Raw genomic sequence first — 19,199 nt, forward strand, 5'->3', positions numbered from 1 at the left:
TTACAGAGAAAATGGATTGTTGTATAGATTCTTAAATCTTGAGAATAAATTAAGTGCATTAGGCTGTAAGCGGTTGGCGTTAGGCAAAAGATTAAAAACTGCTCTGATTACTGGACAAAATTGAATTTACTAGTTCAAGACTTAGTCTTGGACTCATTTTTTTAACAGTTTTAAACTGTTTTTAAACATTCATTGAAAAAGTCTAAATACCTTTTCTCTTTTTGTCCAGTAATTAGAAAACTGCTTTTTTCTTTAGCTTTCGGCTTTCAGCTTTGGGCATTCAGCAAAAACATATCTATCGTTATTAAAAAACATGCTGACACTCTTTGCCTGTTGCCTTGTGCCTGTTGCCTTCAATAAAAAACTAAATCTAATTTCACACGATTACTTGTATGTAATCGAAACAGCGCACTTAGTACATTTTATTTATCTAACTTGATTTTTTTTAAAACTTCAATAGCTTTGTAATCGGTCAAATCAAATTTTACTGGAACTATAGCAATGTAGTTTTCCTTGATAGCATCCTCATCGGTATTACCTCCTTTATCTTCATTATGAAGGTACCCATCCATCCAATAGTAGGTTCTTCCGTAAGGGTCTTTACGTTCTTCGAAGGTCTCTCTAAATAGTGCATCAGTTTGACGGCAAATTTTAATGCCTTTAATGTCTTCTTCAGATTTGGCAGGAATATTTACATTGAGTGCAACTCCATGAGGCAGTCCATTTTCAAGAATGCTTTCTGCAATTTTTTTGATGTAAGGCTCTCCATGTCCAAACTCAATGTCTGCCCCAAATTCACATAATGAAAAACCAATGGCAGGAATACCTTCGATGGCTGCCTCAATAGCGGCAGACATTGTTCCGCTGTAAATTACGGCGATAGATGAATTGGAACCGTGATTGATTCCACTCACTACTAAGTCAATTTTGCGCCCTTTCAAGATAAAATGTTTTCCAAACTTCACACAATCGGCTGGAGTACCGCTACATTTGTAGGCTTTGACATTGGGCAAAAAATCAGGTACCTCGCTTACTCTGAGAGGTCTGTCGAGGGTAATCGCATGACCCATACCTGATTGATGAGTATCTGGGGCAACAACTACCACTTCTCCTAATTGAGACATGATTGATGCCAATGTTTTAATACCTTTTGAAGCGATCGAATCGTCGTTTGAAATAAGAATTAATGGCTTTTGCATTCGTTTTGTTTTTATGGACTGGCGGTAAATATACTTTTAAGAATGGTTTACCGTAGCTTTTTGTTTAATCGTATATTTTTATTTTGTTAAGAAAAAATTGGGCTATTCAAATATCGTGTATTTTATAATAATACTTTCTATTGACAAGCTAGTTACAGAAAATTGATTACATTTGAACATGACTTGAGTTGCGGAGGTAGTCAGTTCGTTCCTAAAATTCTTGATTCTCAAGTTAAAGATTTCATTTTTGATTCAAAGATAATAGGCTTTTACAGATTAAATTTAGTTTTGCGTTTAATAAAACCATGTTGAAATTTATTGGAAAATTGATTTTGCAGCTAAGTGGCTGGAAGATTGTGGATAAGACTCCTCTAGGAATCAAGAAATATCCAAAAGCTGTGATTATCGCAGCTCCGCATACCTCTAATTGGGATTATCTTTATGCCATGGCAACGCTCTATGCGTTGGATTGCAAAATTCGCTACTTGGCCAAAGATTCTCTGTTTAAATTTCCTTTAGGAATTATTGTGCGTGGTTTAGGAGGAATCCCCGTAAACCGTTCTCAAAAAAATAATCTTGTTCAATTAATGGGCGATATGATTGTTGGCGCTGATGAAATGCAGTTGTTAGTCCCAGCCGAGGGAACGAGGTCTTATACAAAGGAATGGAAATCAGGGTTTTATCATATTGCCAATCATGCAGATGTACCGATTGTTTTAGGTTTTCTGGATTTTGGAAAGAAAGAAGCAGGATTTCTTGGTGTTTTTCAGACTACGGGAAATTTTGAAACAGATTTGCCTAAGATTCAAGCGTTTTATCAAAATATTACCCCAAAACACCCTGAATTTTTTTCTTTAAAAGATGCAAAATTTGATTAATCTAACACTAGCGAGCCCTGAGGATATTCCCCTTATTCAGTCGATTGCAGAACAAACTTGGCGCCCTACTTATGGGCAAATTCTTACGGAGGAACAAACCCTTTATATGCTCGATATGATGTATTCGGAAGAATCCCTCAGAAAGCAATTCGAAACCAATACCTTTATTTTTGCCTACGAAAATAACCAACCTCTTGGTTTTGCAGGCTTTGAGGCAATGATGGATGTAATGAAATTACACAAATTATATATGTTACCTGCTGCCCAAGGTAAAGGCGTTGGAAAATTGTTAATACAAGAGGTGGCTCGTCATGCCCAACAAAAGGGTTTGAAGGCCGTACAACTCAATGTGAATAGAAATAATAAAGCGATTGGGTTTTATGAAAAACAAGGATTTTCCATTATCAAAGAAGAGGATATAAATATTGGAAATGACTTTTGGATGAATGACTATGTGATGCAGTTGGAAGTATGATTTTGAAATATGCATTAAACTATGGAGGTTCGAGATGGGTCAAAGGTGAAATGTTGAACCTTTAATTCTCAACCAATCATGAAAAAGTCATTTTTTTTGAGCATAAGCCTTTTGTTGGCGCTTGGCTCGGTTAAGGCGCAGACCAGCACGCAAGAAACCCCAAAAGATAGAAAACGAGGAAGAGTCGAAGCCAGACTAGCCAATTTGACTCCGGAACAAAAAGCCCAACTCGAGGCAAAAGTTGAAGCTCGCAAAGCCAAATTAGATTCCCTTTCCCCCGAAGAAAAGGCGGCTTTGAAGGGAAAAAGAAAAGAGTTAATCGAAAAATGGAAGAGCCTCAGCCCAGAAGAACGAAAAGCCCTCAAAGAGCAGTGGAGAACTAAGAAAGCGGGAAGCTAAGGGTAGGCAATAGGCGATAGGCATTAGGCAAGAAGTTTTTAATAACACCAACGAGGGTTTTCTGCCTAATGCCTAATGCCTACAGCCAGAGCAGGTTTTCAGCCCAACAGCATTCAATTCATTTTATTGCTTTGTAATTTTCTCTAGCACTTGTTGAATCAAACTCTCAGTATGTTTTTCAGGATTTTTCGAAAATTGATGAGACATTCGGGATGCTACAATGGCACTCATCGAAAGTACCTCATGTCCCAACACTTCTCCAAATAAATAATATCCAGCAGTTTCCATCTCCAAATTTGTCAGAACATTTCCTTGAAAGGAAAATTGATTGAATTTTTGGAGCAAATTTTCTTGTTTTGGCGTATATCTCAAAATCCTGCCTTGTGGAGCATAGAATCCTGGGCATGTCACGGTATTCCCTTCAAAATACAAGGGATTCTTATCATCAAAAAGCAAATCATAAAGCTTTTGAGAGCCAAATGATGTATACGATAAAAAATCTAGGTTCATCTGGGTTTGAATTGCCTCCGAAAAATCAGAGGTTGATGTAGGATAAAAATGACCCAAAGCATCAAACCCGATTCCACGTTTTGAAACAACATAGCTATCGACAGGAATGCTCTTTTGTAAACTTCCTGAGGTTCCAATTCTGATAATATTTAGACGCTTATGTGCTGATTTTGGGGTTCTAGTTGCCAAATCTATATTTACTAAAGCATCTAGTTCGTTCATCAAAATCTCTACGTTGTCGGTTCCTATTCCACTCGAGATAACACTCAGACGAGTATTGCCAAGATACCCTGTGTGAGTTACAAATTCTCGTTTGCTAACTTGTTTTTCAATTTTATCAAAATACTTAGATACCACCCCAACGCGGTCGGGGTCGCCTACGGTAATAATTGTATCAGCGATATCTTCTGGACGTAAATTCAAATGGTACACACTTCCATCTGGATTGATAATTAGGTCGGTTTCAGAAATAGTTGCTTGCATAGGTTGGAATATTAAGATTGTTCGTTTTTTCGAAGGTAAAAATAAAAAACCTCTCACCGAAATGAGAGGTTTTAAAACAAGCGAAAAAATATAGGCTAGTCTACACTCAATTGAAAGCTAGAGTAATCTACATTTGTTTTTTGACGACTCTTGAATCCAAATTCTGGAGAATAGTTATCGGATTGCTTGCTATAATATCCTGATGGATTGTAAGGTCTTTTGCGAGGATGTGATTTACATTCTTCTGAGCAGGCCCCTTCCATTTTTTCTAAACAAGATGGACAAATCGGTACATGTTCGTTACATTCTGGATTTGCGCAGTTAACCATGTGGTCGCAGTCTGTTTCACAAATATGACACTTTGAAATAACGGCTGGGTTTACAGAATTGACCGAAGTAGTTACTCTATTATCAAAGACATAACATTTTCCTTCAAAGTCCTCTCCACCTTCTTCAAGGCCATATTTGATGATACCGCCATGCAATTGATATACATTCTCGAAACCTTTTTCAATCAAATAAGCGGAGGCCTTTTCACATTTGATACCACCAGTACAATAGGTGATAATTTTTTTGTCTTTCAAATGTTCTATTTCGTGAACATGCTCTGGAAGTTCACGCAAGGTCTCCATATCGAAGGTAATAGCACCTTTAAATTTCCCAACTGAATGCTCGTAGTTTGAACGCATATCAACCAAGACAACATCTGGGTCATTTTTCAACAACTCCTTAAAATCGGCAGGTTCGAGATGTTTTCCTGTACGAACTCTAGGATTCACAGGCAAATCAGAATTAACTATTTCTTCTTTTACACGCACATGCAATTTTGCGAAAGCATGGGCGTCATGTTCTTCTACCTTAAAATCAAAATCGGTTCCTGCAAAAATTGGATCATTCTCCAACCATTTCATATATTTTTCACAGTCTTCCGCCAAACCCGAGACTGTTCCATTGAGTCCTTCTGAGGCAACGATAATGCGACCTAGTAGGTTGTTCTCAATACAAAATAAATGATGTTTTTCGCGATATTCCTCCGTGTTAGGAATGGGGGTATAATTGTAATATAAAAGCACTCTGTATGGCTTCATCTTCAACATGAGTTACAGATTAAAAAAATGATTAAGATTACAAAGATAAATAAGATATATGAATGTCACAAAATGAAATAGGTCTTAGACGCTTGAATCGGTTTGGATTTTGCTCTAAAAAAATCGACCTTTGCAAGGTTTTTGGATTTATAATACCTGGTTTTTTACCTTCAACTTTAGGTCTCTAGCTAAAAGAGTGATAGAGGTTTATTTCTAAAAAATTAGCTTTTTTTCGAAATAAATATACCAAAACAATCTTGAAACTATTTGCCTCTAGCCCAAAGCTCAAGAATTAGATTTTATTTTTCGTATTAACTTAAGAGTCATCATCATACATACATTTTTATTCAATGCATATAGCAGTAACAGGAAATATAGGCGCAGGGAAAACTACCTTGGCGAGTAAATTAGCAGAGCATTTTGGTTGGGAGGTACTTTTTGAAGCCGTGGAGGGGAATCCTTATTTAGCAGAATTTTATTCAGATATGCCTCGATGGGCTTTTCATCTACAGATGTACTTCCTAAAAAGCCGTTACGAACAAGTTATGCAGATACAACGTTCGAACCGAAGAATTATCCAAGATAGAACTATCTATGAAGATGCGTTTATTTTTGCGATGAACCTTTATAAAACAGGTATTATGTCAGAAAATGACTATGGTACCTACAAAGGTATTTTCGATTTGATGATGCAAACCGTAAAAGCACCAGACCTTACCATTTATCTAAAGGCAGACCTACCAAAACTCGTCAAACAAATTCAAAAGAGAGGTCGAGACTTCGAAGCTAATATCTCGGAGCAATATTTAGCTGATTTGAATCACCACTATGAAGCGTTTGTTGACGGTTATACCGAGGGTAAATTATTGGTAATAGATGTCAATGATTTAGATTACCTCAATAATCCTGAGCATTTTAACTTCGTTATTTCTGAAGTAGACAAGGCTTTGTTGTATCAAAAGTAAGTAGACTAGGACATGAATCTATTCTGCGATGAAGGAAATTTCATTGTTTTTTTTTGAAAATAATACTATATTCAAGCCTATAAATTATATTTTACCACTAGTCCGTATTTTATCGCTTGAATTTCTATTATAAAAAATGAATCATTCTCTTGCTGTTTTGATTGTAGACGATTTGAAGTTCAATCGTTTTGCTATACGAGGAATTCTCAAACAGTTTGACTGTGAGATTTTTGAAGCCAATAACGGACAAGAAGCTTTGAATCTATTGAAGATTCTCACTCATCCTAAAATATTGATTCTCCTAGATATCGAAATGCCTATTTTGAATGGATTAGAAGTGCTAAAAGTTTTAAAATCATTGAATACTATAAATCTTTTTGTTGTTATAACGTCCTCTAACGACTACTTTCAATATGAAAAGGATTTACAATATTATGATATTTTAGGATACTTAGAAAAGCCTGTGGAGAAAAGAAATATTTCTCAGTTTATAGATTATGTTATTACTAGTTAGAATTCAAAATCGTTAAGCCTCAACTACAGATGTCTAGAGAAAATTATTACGAACCCGAAGAAAATGAACAAGAATCTACCTCTGAGTATGGTCAATATAATTTTACAGAGCTTGCTGAAAAGCTCCGAAATTCTACTTCCTATATCAGTGCATTAAAGCAGCGCTTATCAGAGGAACCTCAAAATGTGGAGGAGCAAACCAAAGCAAAGTTCAAAAGATTGAAAGAAACATATTATCGAGCGATTTCAGAGAGTGAATCGTCCCGCTAAAAAGAGAAAGATACCCATTTGGGTATCTTTTTTTTGTCTCTTACTCTGATTATGGCTTAAAAGCTAAGTAATAATCTTTTGGGTTAACAATAAACAAATTGCAAGAATAGATATTTGTTTGTTCATTATAACCCACTAAGTAAGATGAGAATGAAATACGCCAACGAACTAATATTTGAGGTATTAAATGAAATGATTGCAGGTAAGAGCATGAATGCGATTTCAAGAGAAAAAGGTATTCCCATTTCTACCATTTTTAGTTGGAAACAACAGCACATCGACTATTACACTAAGATAGAGGACCAAAAGGAAAAATTCCGAAGACTCAAAGAAAACTATCAAAAATTAGATTTGAAAAAAGGAAAAGTAAAGCGATTGAACGGATGTTAAGTAGGCCTCTCAAGTTGAGAGGTTTTTTTGTATTTTACCCATAAAAAAAGCGTCCTGATTGCTCAGAACGCTTAGTGACGATGGGGAGACTCGAACTCCCATACGGTTACCCGCACTACCACCTCAAAGTAGCGTGTCTACCAATTCCACCACATCGCCTTGTACTTTGATGATGCAAAAGTAGGCAGATAAGTTGACATTGCAAAATAGTACGAAACACTTTTTTTCAATAAAAAATGTAGGATTTTTTTAAGTATTTGAAAATCAGAAATTAAATTAGCGCAAAATTTATAAACTTTTTTATTGATGGCATTAGAATTAGAGGGTACTTTGGTAAAAGTACAACCTGAACAAACAGGTAGTGGTAAAAATGGTCAGTGGGTAAAACAAGAATTTGTGGTAGAGACACAAGAGCAATATCCCAAAAAGGCCTGTTTTTCGGCTTGGGGCGATCGCACAAATGATTTAAAACAATTTGCTTTGGGAGATAAGCTTAAAGTGACTTTTAGCGTTGAATCCAGAGAGTATAACGACCGTTGGTATACCGATTTGAGAGCTTATCGCATTGAGTTAGCTTCTGAAGTTACTAACACGCCAACGCCGAGCTATCAGGCTCCAGCTCAGCGTCCAGCAACGCCTAAGGCTTCTTCGGTTGACTTGCCTTCATTTAGTGAGGACGAGGATTTACCATTTTAATTTTTGTTTGGTAAGTAATTTGAAAGAGTCGCTAGACAAAGAGTGTAAACTTGTTTTTTGTCACGATGTAAATATTTTTGTCAAATGCCTAAAACTTAAATCTAATTTTAGTTATTTGGCAATAATGAGTCTACTTTTCTTAGAAAACATGCTGAAGCTCTTTGGTCAACAGTTCAAATACAAGGCAACGCTGTTACCTAATTTTTAGGATTGGGAATATTCGCAAAGTGTATAATAAAAAAGCGGTCGAAAATTTTTTTTCGACCGCTTTTTATGGCTATTATGCTAAAACAAAATATTTGCTCTTAATTTAAAATTCTACGGCTTTGAGTTTTGACGATTTTAGCCATTCGGGTTTGGTGATAGTTACTTTTGCCCTCATCTCGTTCAAAAGCGAATATAAGCCAAAGTAGGTTCTGTTAATGTACAAACCGTGCTGTGAGCCACGTGCCACTTTAGAGTTTCTTAACTCGTCTAATTTTTGAAGTTTCTCGGCGTAAAGATATACCTGTTCAAAGTAACTATCATCAGCAAAATCAAAGGTTTCTTCTCCAAATGGACGACCCAACAGGTAGATCATTTCTTTAAAAAGATTGGTGAAAAACTTTTGTTCTTCAATACTATCTGTCGGCACAATAAACTCTAATGTTTTGAATATTTCATCTATCTTGGTTTCGTCTTCCAAGGTGTCAAAATTGATTAAAGCAAAATAGTTGTCATAAAACAACGAAGGAATCACTTTAATACAGCCAAAATCAATAATACCCATGGTTCCATCGGAGCGCATTAAAAAGTTACCAGGGTGTGGGTCGGCATGAACCTGTCTTAGAGTATGAATCTGGTAATCATAAAAATCCCACAAGGCTTGTCCAATCTGGTTTCGTACTTCTTGAGACGGATTGGTTTCCAAAAATTCTTTGAGATGTAAGCCATCCAGCCAATCCATGGTTAATATTTTATCGCATGACAAATCTTCATAATACCTTGGAAAAAAAATATTTGGGATATGCTGACAAGCCTTTGAAATCTCTACAGAGCGCTTAAGTTCGAGATTATAGTTAGTTTCTTCCAACAAGCGTTCATGAACTTCCCCCATATAACGGTCAACATCCTTCTCGTTTAGGCCAAACATAGCTACAGCGATTGGTTTAACCATTTTCAAATCCGCTCCGATGCTTTCAGATACTCCAGGATATTGAATTTTTACTGCAAGTTTATTACCTTTCAATTCGGCTTTATGCACTTGGCCTATCGAAGCAGCATTGGATGCACTCATCTCAAACTTGTCGAAAAGTTCGCTTGGCGATTTTTTGAAATACTTTTTAAATGTTTTGACAACCAGCGGGCCAGAAAGAGGAGGCGCTGAGTACTGTGACATCGCAAATTTCTCACGATAGGCTCGCGGTAATAAACCTTTGTCCATACTCAACATTTGAGTAACTTTCAATGCCGACCCTTTTAGTTCGCTTAAGGATTCGTAAATATCCTCGGCATTTTCTTGGTGTAACTCCTCTTTAGATGTAGTCGGGTCAATAATCTTCTTAACATTATGTTTGAGATAATTCCCTCCAATCTTAACTCCTGTCTTTACAAATTGGGTAGCACGAGCTACCTTGGAGGTAGGTATCGAGTTTTGTTCTTTCATATTCAAGTCACTAATCCTTACATCGAACTAGCATTAACGATTTTGATACAAAAATTTTGCAAAGTCCAACACTGAATCCAATGCCGAACTGGCCATCAAATCGAAGGAAGTATTGACTGCCTTTTCTATCATGGCATCGGTTTGTTCAAAGCCTTTTGATCGGTCTTTGACCCAAAAATCAAGTACCATCAAAAGTTGTAGCCATAAAGCATCAGGATAGCGTTCGTCGATATATTTGCGTGGTTGTACCTCTTTACTTTCTTTGCCTTCCATAACCAAATCACGAGTAAAATCCTTAAAGGCCACCTTCAAGTCGGTTAAAAAGGTTGGTGTTTTTAATTTTCTTTTGTCGATTAATCTCCAAGTTTGAGAAGCATAGCTGCGATTTTCTTTGAGTACCTCAATCCATGTGTAATAAAAAGCGAGCAACTTTTCTCTTACAGAATATCCCGAATAAACCGAATCGCCTTCAATACGAGCCACGGTATCTTTGAAAAAGTCTAGCCAAATACTACTTTCAAGTAGCTCAAAAGAATTGTAGAATTCGTAAAATTCTACTTCTGGCATCTTGAGCTTTTTGGTAAAAGCATACACCGATGTAGGATAGGCTCCGTTTTCTAAGAAATGTTCAATAAAAGCTTTTTTTATTTTGTCTGATTTTTCCATTCTCTTTCCGTTTGTGTAGATAACATTCCGTAAAAAAACAATGTTTTAAATAATTGAAGAAAATTTTAGTAAATACTGTAAAGAATATCTTAAAGGTGTTTTAAAAGTGTTTTTATGTTATTTCAGAATTAACATTCTTAAGATTTTGCTTTCTTTTGAGGTACTTACTCTTAAAAAATACATGCCGTTTTGATAATTTGTCGTATTTATCAAAAAATAATTAGAACTAGCATCATTAAAGTTGTACTCGTTTAAGATGCTTCCATTTCCTGAAATAAGCTGTATAGTGAGGTTTTCGGTTCCTTTGAATTGAACCTTAATATTTGCGTTGTTTTTTACGGGATTTGGTTCTACGCTAGCTTGTAGTGTATTGCTTTCGGGCACTATGGTCGAATTATTGACGAGTGTCTTTCTTCTAATACTTAGGTCTAGCACTGCTCTGGTTCTTATTTTTTGGTCGTTGGTAAACAAATTCATACAAACATCAGGTGAATAATCCATATAATTCTCTATTTGGTTGGTTACCGTATTTCCATTACAAGTAGAGATCATTTTATTACAGGTAAGACCTTTATTTAGGCTTTCGATGGTAGGCGTATCATCACAATAATCTGTGCCACAACGTACATCTCCCGTGGGATGTAATAATCCAAGCCAATGACCAACCTCATGTGTGGTAGTGCGCCCAAGATTGAACGAGGAGCTAATAGTACCACAACAGCGGCCAAAATACCTGTAGTCTACCACAACACCATCAAAAATTTCTTGTTCCTTTAATTCTTGGCTACTTGGGATGAGACCAGGAACGTAAGCGTCAAATGGAAAGCCCGAGTAACCAATAGTGATTGCTGTGGAGGTAGTACCACTTTTGACAACATAAATATTGAGATATTTATAGGGATTCCATTTAGAAAAAGCTGTAATCTCACTCAATTCGTTTACGATATCAAATCCTGATTTGGTGGTGTAATGCCTCGTAATTCCTTTGGATGATTCACCTGTAGCGGTAGAGTCGGCCAAAAAAAACTCAAGTTGCATATCGGCACCTACTGCATTTGTATTGTATCCTGCTGTACCTTCTTTACGGCGATAATCCTCATTGAGCGTTTGGATTTGTGAAAGTATTTGCTCTTCTGAGATGTTTATATTATTGGTACCACCAACTGACTTATTTGCCGTATTATGGATGATGTGCACCACTACAGGAATTCTAATAACGGGATATTCCTGAATACGAGAAGCTTTGAGGGCATTGGTATATTGCTGTACTTGGTATTCAAAATTGCTTTTGCGTTGCAACCAAGTTGGACTTATGATTTGATTCAATGAGTCCTGAAAAGCAACACCACATTTGCTTTGAGCAAATGTGGTGTATGAAATAATAACAGCTAATGAAATTAAAATTCCTTTTTTCATTTTTGGAAAGATGAATAAGATTTTTGTGCTTCTTTCTCAGCCTCAGCCTTGTCATAAGCCATTATGATGTCTCTTACCAATCGATGACGCACAACATCTTTACCATCGAGCTCAATAAACGAAATACCTTTAATCCCTTGTAATATTTTGGTGGCCTCTACCAAACCAGATTTTACTTTTGTTGGTAAATCTATTTGAGATTTATCGCCTGTGATAATTACTTTGGAATTTACGCCCATACGTGTCAAAAACATTTTCATCTGCATGGGAGTGGTATTTTGTGCTTCATCTAATAAAACGAATGCGTTATTCAAGGTACGACCTCTCATATAGGCCAAAGGAGCGATTTCTATCACTCTGTTTTCGATAAAAAACTTCAACTTTTCTGGTTGAATCATATCATCGAGCGCATCATAAATTGGACGTAAATATGGGTCTATTTTTTCTTTTAAATCTCCAGGTAAAAAACCCAAATTTTCGCCTGCCTCTACGGCTGGTCTGGTGATAATAATCTTTTTTACTTCTTTATTTTTGAGAGCCTTGACCGCAAGCGCAACAGCTGTATAGGTTTTGCCAGTACCGGCTGGACCTATTGCAAAAACGATATCATTTTCGGCTGCGGCGTCGATAAGTTTTTTCTGGTTTGGCGATTTTACCCGTATTACTACGCCTTTAGTACCATAAAGTAAAACGTCATCATCTTCTTTTAGTAGCGGTTGTTGCTCTTCTTCTGTATTCTTATCTCGTAAAAGATACGTTTTTACTTGTTCTGTTGTAATTTTGCCATACTTCTGAAAATGCCCGACCATCGATTCAATAATTTCGGTAATTTTGACAATGTCAGAAATAGAACCTCTAACGGTAATTTCATTGCCTCTAGAGATAATCTTACTTTGAGGAAAAGCTTCAGCTACAACTTTGATATTACTGTTTTCAATACCTAGAAAACTAACTAATTCAACATCTTCGAGTGTTATTATTTTTTCTGTCAAATCTAATAAGGAATAAATGTTATCTTAAAAAAAGTATTAGAAAGTACTAATCTAACAAAAATAACGCTTGTTTGTGTTCGATTCTTGCAAGATTAATTTGAAGTTTTTTTTTGACTCTGTAAATCAAACCTTTAGGTTTTTTTTGCAAATCGTGATTGCGGTAATATGAGAAAATATTTGTAAAATTGTATTAATGGAACAGTCAAACAGAAATAATACCTTTAAAAAGGCTGCCAATTTTGCTGGTGGTCGAATATCTGCGACCAATCGCTGGCTGGATACAGGTTTGGGTAAAATCCCACCTCAGGCAGTTGATTTGGAAGAAGCTGTGCTTGGGGCTTTGATGATTGAAAAGGATGCTCTTACCGCAGTGGTGGACATTTTGAAGCCTGACTCATTCTATAAAGAAGCACACCAAAGAATTTATGGCGCAATTACACAACTTTTTGCAGCATCCGAACCAATCGATTTGCTGACAGTTACCAATCAATTGCGAACCAATGGCGAACTTGAGATGGCAGGAGGCGTATCGTATCTTGCCGAATTAACACAACGTGTCAACTCTGCTGCTAATATTGAATTTCATGCTCGTATTGTAGTCGAACATTCTTTGAAACGACAGTTGATTACAGTTTCTTCAGAAATCCAAAAAATGGCTTATGAGGATACCACCGATGTTTTTCAATTGCTAGATAGGGTAGAACAAGAGTTGTTTAGAATTTCGGAGGCTAATATCCGTAAAAATTACTCGGATATGTCGCAAATTATGCGAGCCGCCTTGCTTGAATTAGAGTTGAAGAAAAATCAGAAGGATGGACTCACGGGTGTACCTTCTGGGTTTAGTGCATTAGATAGAATTACTTCAGGTTTCCAAAGAACCGAATTAATTATCATTGCTGCCCGCCCAGGTATGGGTAAAACAGCCCTGATTCTTTCGGCTTGTCGAAATGCCGCCGTAGACTTTGGTCAAGCGGTAGCTGTATTCTCGCTTGAGATGTCCTCGGTTCAGTTGGTCAATCGTTTGATTTCTTCTGAAGCTGAATTAGAATCTGAGAAGCTAAGAAAGGGAAATCTTGCCCCTCACGAATGGGCGCAGCTCCATGCCAAAATTGGTCGCTTGACTAATGCTCCCATTTTCATTGATGATACTCCTGCTTTGTCTATTCTCGAACTTCGTGCCAAAGCGAGACGTCTGAAAGCACAACATGATATTCAAATGATTGTGATAGACTACTTACAGTTGATGTCGGGCGACTCGGGAGGTAAAGGAGGTGGAAACCGTGAACAGGAGATTGCCACCATATCACGCTCATTGAAGCAATTGGCCAAAGAATTAGATGTTCCTGTAATCGCTTTATCTCAGTTGAGTCGTGCGGTTGAAACCCGTGGAGGTGACAAAAAACCGCAATTGTCTGACTTACGTGAGTCAGGTTCAATTGAGCAGGATGCCGATATGGTAATGTTTATTTATCGTCCAGAATACTATGGAATTACACAAGATGAAAATGGTACTTCGGTAGCTGGTGTCGGTGAATTAATCATTGCCAAAAACCGTGCAGGTTCATTAGATACCGTACAATTACGATTTATAGGCAAGTATACCAAATATTGTGACCTTGATGCTACCGATTATGCAAGCTTTACGGGAGGTGACTCATTACAATCATTTGCCGCAGTCCCTGACACTTTGGCAGCTTTTGAAGGTGGCGCACGAACAGTAGGAAGCAAAATGAATAATTTCCAATCTGGAGGAGGTAATGATTCTACCGCCTTTAATGCAACGCCTCCAAATCAGGATGTCCCTTTTTAAATAATGAGGTGACTTATGGTTGATCTTCGATTATTTTGAGATTAAGCGTAGAACTGGAAGCAATCGCTCGGGGTTACACATTGATATTGTTTTTAGGCATTAGGTAACTTACAGAGGCATAGAGGGTTAAATTACTTTTTTAGTAATAGTAAATATGTTTTTAACGAGTGCTTAAAGCTCAAAAATTAAATTTTATTTTACGTACTAACTTAAGTAATCGTGCAGCATTATATTTAAGTTTTGTGTTTTAGGGACAAGGCAACAGGCACAAGGCACAGAGTGTTAAAATATTTTTAACGACCACGGGCATGCCCTTCCCATAGTCCACCGCCGAAAGCCGATACCTGAAAGCTCAAAGCACAATCTTTAACTTTATTTTGTGTACTAACTTACCTAATTCCTCATACATACTTTAATTCGGATTTTCAGGATTAGGGTTTCACATTGAGTCTTTATCAAAAAAAGCGGTCGAAAAAATATTTTTCGACCGCTTTTTTGTTGCTATTGTACTCGATAAAATGACTTAAGTAATCATGCAGAATGAGATTTAAGTTATGTGTTTAGGCACTAGGCACAAGGCAAAGAGTGTTAAAATGTTTTTTAGTCACGATAGATATGTTTTGCCGAATGCCCAAAGCTGAAAGCCGAATGCTAAAAAATTAAATATTATTTTGCGTGAATACTTAAGTCGCTAATATTGCTTCTCTACTACTGGAATACAAATTTTACATAATCACTCACTGAATCCAGGATGGCTTTAATATTTTATTTTGCGCCCAAACCTTTCATGATAACTTTTACCAAGTAATTATTTGCTTAATCAGGGCGCTTTAAATTCCCTGCTATCTTTTCACCAACTTCACTACATTCTCTACGTGATGAGTTTGTGGGAACATATCCACTGGCTGAACGGCCTCAACTCGATATTTCAAGTCCAATAAGGCCAAGTCACGAGCTTGTGTGGCAGGGTTACAACTTACGTAAACGATTGTATGAGGTTCTGCATTTAATAAGGTCTGAACAACAGGCTCATCCATACCTGCACGAGGAGGGTCGGTTATAACTACATCTGGTCTACCCTTGGCATTAATAAAGGCATCATCGAGTAGCTTACGCATATCTCCTGCATAAAATTCAGTATTGGTGATTCCATTTATTTGAGAGTTGACCTTGGCATCTTCAACGGCCATTTCCACATATTCCAAACCAATTACTTTCTTTGCCTGTTTGGCTACAAAATTAGCAATTGTACCCGTTCCAGTGTAAAGGTCATACACAAATTCTGAGCCTGTTAAGCCTGCATAATCACGAGTAATTTTGTATAGTTCGTAGGCTTGCTTTGAGTTAGTTTGATAAAAAGATTTTGGTCCAACTCTGTATTTCAAACCTTCCATTTCCTCGATTATGTAAGGCAAGCCTTTTACATTTATTACTTCTAAGTCAAAAAAAGTATCATTTCCTTTGGTATTAATGATATAGTTAAGGGAAGTAATCTGAGGAAAGTTTTGGGCAAGAAAATCCATGATTAATGTGATTTGCTCCTCGGTAGCGTATGCAAATTGTACAATTACCATCAAATCTCCGGTAGATGCTGTTCGAATAATCAAATTTCTGAGTGCACCTTTTTCTTGCTTTATTTGCTCATAATAATCAATATTATGTTGCTGTGCCAATTCATGTACTGCATTTCTGATGGCATTAGATGGGTCGGGCTGTAGATAGCAATGGTCTACATGCAAGATTTTATCATACCTTTTAGGTACGTGAAAACCCAAAGCATTTCTCGAAAATTCTTCTCCCGACTGAATTTGCTCAATAGTTAGCCATCGGTTTTGAGAGAAGGTATATTCTAATTTATTTCTGTAGTAAAAAGTCTCAGCAGAGCCAAGAATAGGATTAATGACAGGAAGGTTTACTTTGGCTATTCTTTCTAAAGCGTCAGTTACTTGCTTGGTTTTGAAAGATAGCTGAGTATCATATCCAATATGTTGCCATTTACAGCCTCCACAAGTTCCAAAATGGGAGCAAACAGTTTGTGTGCGATATGGAGAACTAGGCTTTATATTTTGAGCTGTTGCCTCATAATAGCTTTTTTTCGATTTGGTGATTCTTAAATCAGCATAATCTCCTGGTGCTACCGGGCCGTCGATAAAGATTACTTTATCATCTACTCGGCTTATACATTTTGCCTCAGCAGCAAAATCCTCTACCAAGACATTTTCAAAAATGATATTTTCTTTGTGCTTTTTTCTCATAAGGTTGCAAAATTACAAAAAACGATAACATAAAATGAAAACTTTATGCAGATACCACTTAAAAAAGGTATTTTGCTAATTAATCCCTAATTTTGGTTCGTAAAAATTTAGTATTTAAAGAATCTATGAAAGATAAAGTTGTGATCATTACTGGCGCTTCCTCTGGAATCGGAAAAGCGATGGCCTTCGCATTTGGTAATGAAGGTGCCAAAATTGTTATTACTGGTCGTAAACAAGCACCATTGGATGAAACTAGTAAGGAATTGAGTCAGGCAGGAATACAAAATATTGCTGTGGTTGCGGATGTAAGTTTGGAGGAGGACAACAAAAAGGTGATTACTCAAACCGTAGAGACCTTTGGTCGAATCGATATTTTGATTAATAACGCCGGAATTTCTATGCGGTCTATGTTCGAAGACTGTGACCTTGAAGTAATCAAGAAGGTGATGGACATAAACTTTTATGGGACTGTATATGCCACCAAATATGCTTTGCCTTATATCAAAAAGGCCAAAGGTTCCATTGTGGGGATTTCTTCAATAGCGGGCTATCGAGGCTTACCTGTTAGAATTGGATATTCAGCCTCTAAATTTGCCATGAATGGCTTCTTAGAAGCATTAAGAACAGAGCTTCTTCACGAGGGCGTGCATGTACTTACTGCATGTCCTGGTTTTACTGCTTCTAATATTAGGGTTGCCTCACTTGGGGGAGATGGTCAAACTAAAGGTGAAACGATGAGAGATGAGGGTAATATGATGTCGGCAGAGGAGGTCGCTTCCCGAATATTGAAAGCAGTTAAGAATCGAAAACGAGAATTAATTCTTACAAGCCAAGGTAAATTGACCGTTTTTCTTAATAAATTTTTACCTTCTCTTACTGATAAACTCGTCTTCAATACGCTGGCCAAAGAGAAAGATTCGCCGTTAAAACATAAATAGTTAATGGGTAATTCTCTCAGCTGAAAAATATCGGAAAAACTATTTAATTTAATGCTCGCAGTTTTTTGTGTAGTTCTTGAGTTTTTTTAAAAAAACTACAAGTTGTGTGCCTAGGGCTTTCTGGAATGGGTTAACGGTGGTGGGTTTTGGACAAAAGCTTGTCTGTATTTTTAGAAAATAAGGTAACATATTTTGCCTTGTACCTGTTGCCTAAAACGAACAACTTACCTCCAAGTTTCCCTAAAGAGGCAATTTGCGTATCAACGCAATTGAGGTTGAGTATAATAGTGAAAAAAATGAGTCAACCCTGATACGGCGATTTAGTGATTATCTGAAAAGTATAGGTGCAAGGATTGCATTAATATCTAGTCTTAAAGCATCAAACATGAGTAATCCCAAATTTAGCGATTTAGCTAATGAGTGATTTAGATTCTCAGAGTAGAGACGCAATGCTTGTGTCTCAATGCTTGCGTCTCAAACCAAATAAATCTAGCATGATAGCCTCAAAAAAGGGGTCGGGAAATATTTTCCGACCCCTTTTTTATGAAAATTATGGGGGATAATCCTTATCTAAAAAATCGGGATGACTCATGTTTGCTGAAAAATTGAAAATTATTCTCAATCCTACCATTTTAGATGGCTCACTTTTGTCAAAACGCTCAAGTTGTCGGATTGAACTGGTTGTATAAAGTTGAACCTTTTTTATTCGCTTGTAGAATTGTATCACTTAAGTCCTTATTCAACTTGCCAGAGGTCTGTTTCTTTTACGTACAAAAGATGATCTTCCCAAAAAACTCTTTTCCAAATATCACTCCCTCCAATTATATTAAGACGATGCCCTTTGTTGATTACAAATTCGACAGGCGCTCCAGCCGATGGACTTGTTCGAAGAATTACTTTATCCGCATTAATGATTCCTTGATGGTATTTGTCGGGGAGATTTAATAAAGTTCCTACTCCAATCAGATAAATCGTTAGAATAACTTTTTGGGAGGTTGGAGTGTATTCGCCTCTGTATTTTTTTCCAATGAGAATTACAAAAACATAAATTCCGATAATGAGCATCAAAGCCACTAGAAATCCTGAGTATTTTTTGTAAAACAAAATTAGAAAATTAAAGTCGTTCATTTCATAACCTTTCAGCTCATGATCTTGGGCTATTTGATGAAGTTTTAACAAAATCTTATCATTAGGTTTTGTTTCAAACGACTTGTTGAGGTAATAGAGCGTCCTTAGATAGTCTCCTTTTTGCTCATTTATTTTAGCAAGTTTTAAAAAAATTATATGAGACGGATTTTCATTTTTGGTCAATTCTCGCTCAAAAATCCTTTCAGCAGCATCATAATTTTGAATTTTGAATAAAGAATCTGCATTTTTTAATGTTACTGTATTGTCCAGACACCTAGAAAGTTGCGGAATCGTAACGAAGAAAAATAAAAAAAATATAACTTTTTTTAGATGCATGGCTTGCATTATGTTTCTAGAAGTAGTAGTTTTGCACCGCAATTAAGGAAAACGAAACAGAACAACAAAAATACTGAAAACGCTTCTTATATGCAACGATTCCGTAGCTCAGTTGGTAGAGCAATACACTTTTAATGTATGGGTCCT

At 36.6% G+C, this 19,199-nt stretch carries 19 protein-coding genes and 1 tRNA gene; 10 read left to right on the plus strand and 10 right to left on the minus strand.

Annotation, left to right across the window (positions count from 1 at the left end; all coding sequences use genetic code 11):
• Nucleotides 1-422 precede the first annotated feature (422 nt).
• A complete protein-coding gene (gene surE, locus ACOVQ4_RS14325) occupies nt 423-1,199 on the minus strand; it encodes a 5'/3'-nucleotidase SurE (protein WP_421821313.1) in 777 nt (258 codons plus the stop codon).
• Between the two features lie 305 nt (nt 1,200-1,504).
• Between surE and ACOVQ4_RS14330 the strand changes: the two genes are divergently transcribed.
• From ACOVQ4_RS14330 to ACOVQ4_RS14340, 3 genes are all read left to right on the plus strand, one after another.
• Nucleotides 1,505-2,077: a 1-acyl-sn-glycerol-3-phosphate acyltransferase gene (locus tag ACOVQ4_RS14330; protein WP_421821314.1), complete on the plus strand. Its 573-nt coding sequence runs from the start codon at nt 1,505-1,507 to the stop codon at nt 2,075-2,077.
• The gene (locus ACOVQ4_RS14335; RefSeq protein ID WP_421821315.1) at nt 2,061-2,552 is read left to right on the plus strand and encodes a GNAT family N-acetyltransferase; all 492 of its coding nucleotides are present in this window, start codon (nt 2,061-2,063) and stop codon (nt 2,550-2,552) included. The genes ACOVQ4_RS14330 and ACOVQ4_RS14335 overlap by 17 nt, the downstream gene beginning before the upstream one ends.
• A gap of 78 nt (nt 2,553-2,630) precedes the next feature.
• Nucleotides 2,631-2,951, plus strand: a complete 321-nt coding sequence (locus ACOVQ4_RS14340) for a hypothetical protein (protein WP_421821316.1) — start codon at nt 2,631-2,633, stop codon at nt 2,949-2,951.
• Nucleotides 2,952-3,074: 123 nt separating this feature from the next.
• Here the strand turns inward: ACOVQ4_RS14340 and ACOVQ4_RS14345 are convergent, their stop codons facing one another.
• Together ACOVQ4_RS14345 and ACOVQ4_RS14350 are read right to left on the minus strand one after the other, a co-directional pair.
• Nucleotides 3,075-3,944 carry a nucleoside phosphorylase gene (locus ACOVQ4_RS14345; protein WP_421821317.1) on the minus strand — a complete coding sequence of 290 codons (870 nt, stop codon included), beginning with the start codon at nt 3,942-3,944 and terminating at the stop codon, nt 3,075-3,077.
• Nucleotides 3,945-4,039: 95 nt separating this feature from the next.
• A complete protein-coding gene (locus ACOVQ4_RS14350; protein ID WP_421821318.1) occupies nt 4,040-5,032 on the minus strand; it encodes a rhodanese-related sulfurtransferase in 993 nt (330 codons plus the stop codon).
• Nucleotides 5,033-5,382: 350 nt separating this feature from the next.
• On the opposite strand from ACOVQ4_RS14350, the gene ACOVQ4_RS14355 reads away from it, so the two are divergent.
• The 4 genes from ACOVQ4_RS14355 to ACOVQ4_RS14370 all read left to right on the plus strand — a co-directional run bounded on the left by ACOVQ4_RS14355 (nt 5,383) and on the right by ACOVQ4_RS14370 (nt 7,170).
• On the plus strand, nt 5,383-5,997 hold the full coding sequence (locus tag ACOVQ4_RS14355) for a deoxynucleoside kinase (protein ID WP_421821319.1): 615 nt from the start codon (nt 5,383-5,385) through the stop codon (nt 5,995-5,997).
• Nucleotides 5,998-6,133: 136 nt separating this feature from the next.
• Nucleotides 6,134-6,511 carry a response regulator gene (locus tag ACOVQ4_RS14360; protein ID WP_421821320.1) on the plus strand — a complete coding sequence of 126 codons (378 nt, stop codon included), beginning with the start codon at nt 6,134-6,136 and terminating at the stop codon, nt 6,509-6,511.
• A gap of 29 nt (nt 6,512-6,540) precedes the next feature.
• On the plus strand, nt 6,541-6,780 hold the full coding sequence (locus ACOVQ4_RS14365; RefSeq protein ID WP_421821321.1) for a hypothetical protein: 240 nt from the start codon (nt 6,541-6,543) through the stop codon (nt 6,778-6,780).
• 144 nt (nt 6,781-6,924) lie between these two features.
• Nucleotides 6,925-7,170, plus strand: coding sequence for a hypothetical protein (locus tag ACOVQ4_RS14370; RefSeq protein WP_421821322.1), 246 nt, complete (start codon nt 6,925-6,927; stop codon nt 7,168-7,170).
• Between the two features lie 75 nt (nt 7,171-7,245).
• On the opposite strand, the gene ACOVQ4_RS14375 is transcribed toward ACOVQ4_RS14370, so the two are convergent.
• Nucleotides 7,246-7,329, minus strand: a tRNA-Leu gene (locus ACOVQ4_RS14375).
• 147 nt (nt 7,330-7,476) lie between these two features.
• Here ACOVQ4_RS14375 and ACOVQ4_RS14380 point away from each other — a divergent pair.
• On the plus strand, nt 7,477-7,866 hold the full coding sequence (locus ACOVQ4_RS14380) for a DUF3127 domain-containing protein (protein ID WP_421821323.1): 390 nt from the start codon (nt 7,477-7,479) through the stop codon (nt 7,864-7,866).
• 310 nt (nt 7,867-8,176) lie between these two features.
• On the opposite strand, the gene ACOVQ4_RS14385 is transcribed toward ACOVQ4_RS14380, so the two are convergent.
• The 4 genes from ACOVQ4_RS14385 to ACOVQ4_RS14400 all read right to left on the minus strand — a co-directional run bounded on the left by ACOVQ4_RS14385 (nt 8,177) and on the right by ACOVQ4_RS14400 (nt 12,585).
• The gene (locus ACOVQ4_RS14385) at nt 8,177-9,511 is read right to left on the minus strand and encodes an ABC1 kinase family protein (protein ID WP_421821324.1); all 1,335 of its coding nucleotides are present in this window, start codon (nt 9,509-9,511) and stop codon (nt 8,177-8,179) included.
• A 33-nt stretch (nt 9,512-9,544) separates the two neighbouring features.
• A complete protein-coding gene (locus ACOVQ4_RS14390) occupies nt 9,545-10,177 on the minus strand; it encodes a TetR/AcrR family transcriptional regulator (protein WP_421821325.1) in 633 nt (210 codons plus the stop codon).
• 117 nt (nt 10,178-10,294) lie between these two features.
• Complete coding sequence (locus tag ACOVQ4_RS14395; RefSeq protein ID WP_421821326.1) at nt 10,295-11,593, minus strand: M43 family zinc metalloprotease; 1,299 nt, start codon at nt 11,591-11,593, stop codon at nt 10,295-10,297.
• Nucleotides 11,590-12,585 (minus strand): PhoH family protein, encoded by a 996-nt coding sequence (locus ACOVQ4_RS14400; protein ID WP_421821327.1) that lies wholly within the window; start codon nt 12,583-12,585, stop codon nt 11,590-11,592. The genes ACOVQ4_RS14395 and ACOVQ4_RS14400 overlap by 4 nt, the downstream gene beginning before the upstream one ends.
• A gap of 193 nt (nt 12,586-12,778) precedes the next feature.
• Between ACOVQ4_RS14400 and dnaB the strand changes: the two genes are divergently transcribed.
• On the plus strand, nt 12,779-14,395 hold the full coding sequence (dnaB, locus tag ACOVQ4_RS14405; RefSeq protein WP_421821328.1) for a replicative DNA helicase: 1,617 nt from the start codon (nt 12,779-12,781) through the stop codon (nt 14,393-14,395).
• A gap of 842 nt (nt 14,396-15,237) precedes the next feature.
• On the opposite strand, the gene rlmD is transcribed toward dnaB, so the two are convergent.
• Nucleotides 15,238-16,650 carry a 23S rRNA (uracil(1939)-C(5))-methyltransferase RlmD gene (rlmD, locus tag ACOVQ4_RS14410; protein ID WP_421821329.1) on the minus strand — a complete coding sequence of 471 codons (1,413 nt, stop codon included), beginning with the start codon at nt 16,648-16,650 and terminating at the stop codon, nt 15,238-15,240.
• Between the two features lie 125 nt (nt 16,651-16,775).
• Here rlmD and ACOVQ4_RS14415 point away from each other — a divergent pair, with 125 nt between their 5' ends.
• Nucleotides 16,776-17,588: an SDR family oxidoreductase gene (locus tag ACOVQ4_RS14415; protein WP_421821330.1), complete on the plus strand. Its 813-nt coding sequence runs from the start codon at nt 16,776-16,778 to the stop codon at nt 17,586-17,588.
• 735 nt (nt 17,589-18,323) lie between these two features.
• On the opposite strand, the gene ACOVQ4_RS14420 is transcribed toward ACOVQ4_RS14415, so the two are convergent.
• Entirely contained in the window at nt 18,324-19,052 is a 729-nt protein-coding gene (locus tag ACOVQ4_RS14420) for a hypothetical protein (protein ID WP_421821331.1), read from the minus strand.
• Between the last annotated feature and the right edge of the window lie 147 nt (nt 19,053-19,199).

Source organism: Flectobacillus sp., assembly GCF_049240685.1.
In the GTDB taxonomy this organism is placed as follows: domain Bacteria; phylum Bacteroidota; class Bacteroidia; order Cytophagales; family Spirosomataceae; genus Flectobacillus.

Excerpts from the sequence above, each read along its gene's own strand:
- dnaB (WP_421821328.1), top strand. The coding sequence starts at position 12,779 with ATGGAACAGTCAAACAGAAATAATACCTTTAAAAAGGCTGCCAATTTT.
- ACOVQ4_RS14355 (WP_421821319.1), top strand. The coding sequence starts at position 5,383 with ATGCATATAGCAGTAACAGGAAATATAGGCGCAGGGAAAACTACCTTG.
- ACOVQ4_RS14390 (WP_421821325.1), bottom strand. The coding sequence starts at position 10,177 with ATGGAAAAATCAGACAAAATAAAAAAAGCTTTTATTGAACATTTCTTA.
- rlmD (WP_421821329.1), bottom strand. The coding sequence starts at position 16,650 with ATGAGAAAAAAGCACAAAGAAAATATCATTTTTGAAAATGTCTTGGTA.
- ACOVQ4_RS14380 (WP_421821323.1), top strand. The coding sequence starts at position 7,477 with ATGGCATTAGAATTAGAGGGTACTTTGGTAAAAGTACAACCTGAACAA.
- ACOVQ4_RS14335 (WP_421821315.1), top strand. The coding sequence starts at position 2,061 with ATGCAAAATTTGATTAATCTAACACTAGCGAGCCCTGAGGATATTCCC.
- ACOVQ4_RS14415 (WP_421821330.1), top strand. The coding sequence starts at position 16,776 with ATGAAAGATAAAGTTGTGATCATTACTGGCGCTTCCTCTGGAATCGGA.
- ACOVQ4_RS14420 (WP_421821331.1), bottom strand. The coding sequence starts at position 19,052 with ATGCATCTAAAAAAAGTTATATTTTTTTTATTTTTCTTCGTTACGATT.
- ACOVQ4_RS14385 (WP_421821324.1), bottom strand. The coding sequence starts at position 9,511 with ATGAAAGAACAAAACTCGATACCTACCTCCAAGGTAGCTCGTGCTACC.
- ACOVQ4_RS14345 (WP_421821317.1), bottom strand. The coding sequence starts at position 3,944 with ATGCAAGCAACTATTTCTGAAACCGACCTAATTATCAATCCAGATGGA.
- ACOVQ4_RS14360 (WP_421821320.1), top strand. The coding sequence starts at position 6,134 with ATGAATCATTCTCTTGCTGTTTTGATTGTAGACGATTTGAAGTTCAAT.
- ACOVQ4_RS14395 (WP_421821326.1), bottom strand. The coding sequence starts at position 11,593 with ATGAAAAAAGGAATTTTAATTTCATTAGCTGTTATTATTTCATACACC.
- ACOVQ4_RS14330 (WP_421821314.1), top strand. The coding sequence starts at position 1,505 with ATGTTGAAATTTATTGGAAAATTGATTTTGCAGCTAAGTGGCTGGAAG.
- ACOVQ4_RS14365 (WP_421821321.1), top strand. The coding sequence starts at position 6,541 with ATGTCTAGAGAAAATTATTACGAACCCGAAGAAAATGAACAAGAATCT.
- ACOVQ4_RS14370 (WP_421821322.1), top strand. The coding sequence starts at position 6,925 with ATGAGAATGAAATACGCCAACGAACTAATATTTGAGGTATTAAATGAA.
- ACOVQ4_RS14340 (WP_421821316.1), top strand. The coding sequence starts at position 2,631 with ATGAAAAAGTCATTTTTTTTGAGCATAAGCCTTTTGTTGGCGCTTGGC.
- surE (WP_421821313.1), bottom strand. The coding sequence starts at position 1,199 with ATGCAAAAGCCATTAATTCTTATTTCAAACGACGATTCGATCGCTTCA.
- ACOVQ4_RS14350 (WP_421821318.1), bottom strand. The coding sequence starts at position 5,032 with ATGAAGCCATACAGAGTGCTTTTATATTACAATTATACCCCCATTCCT.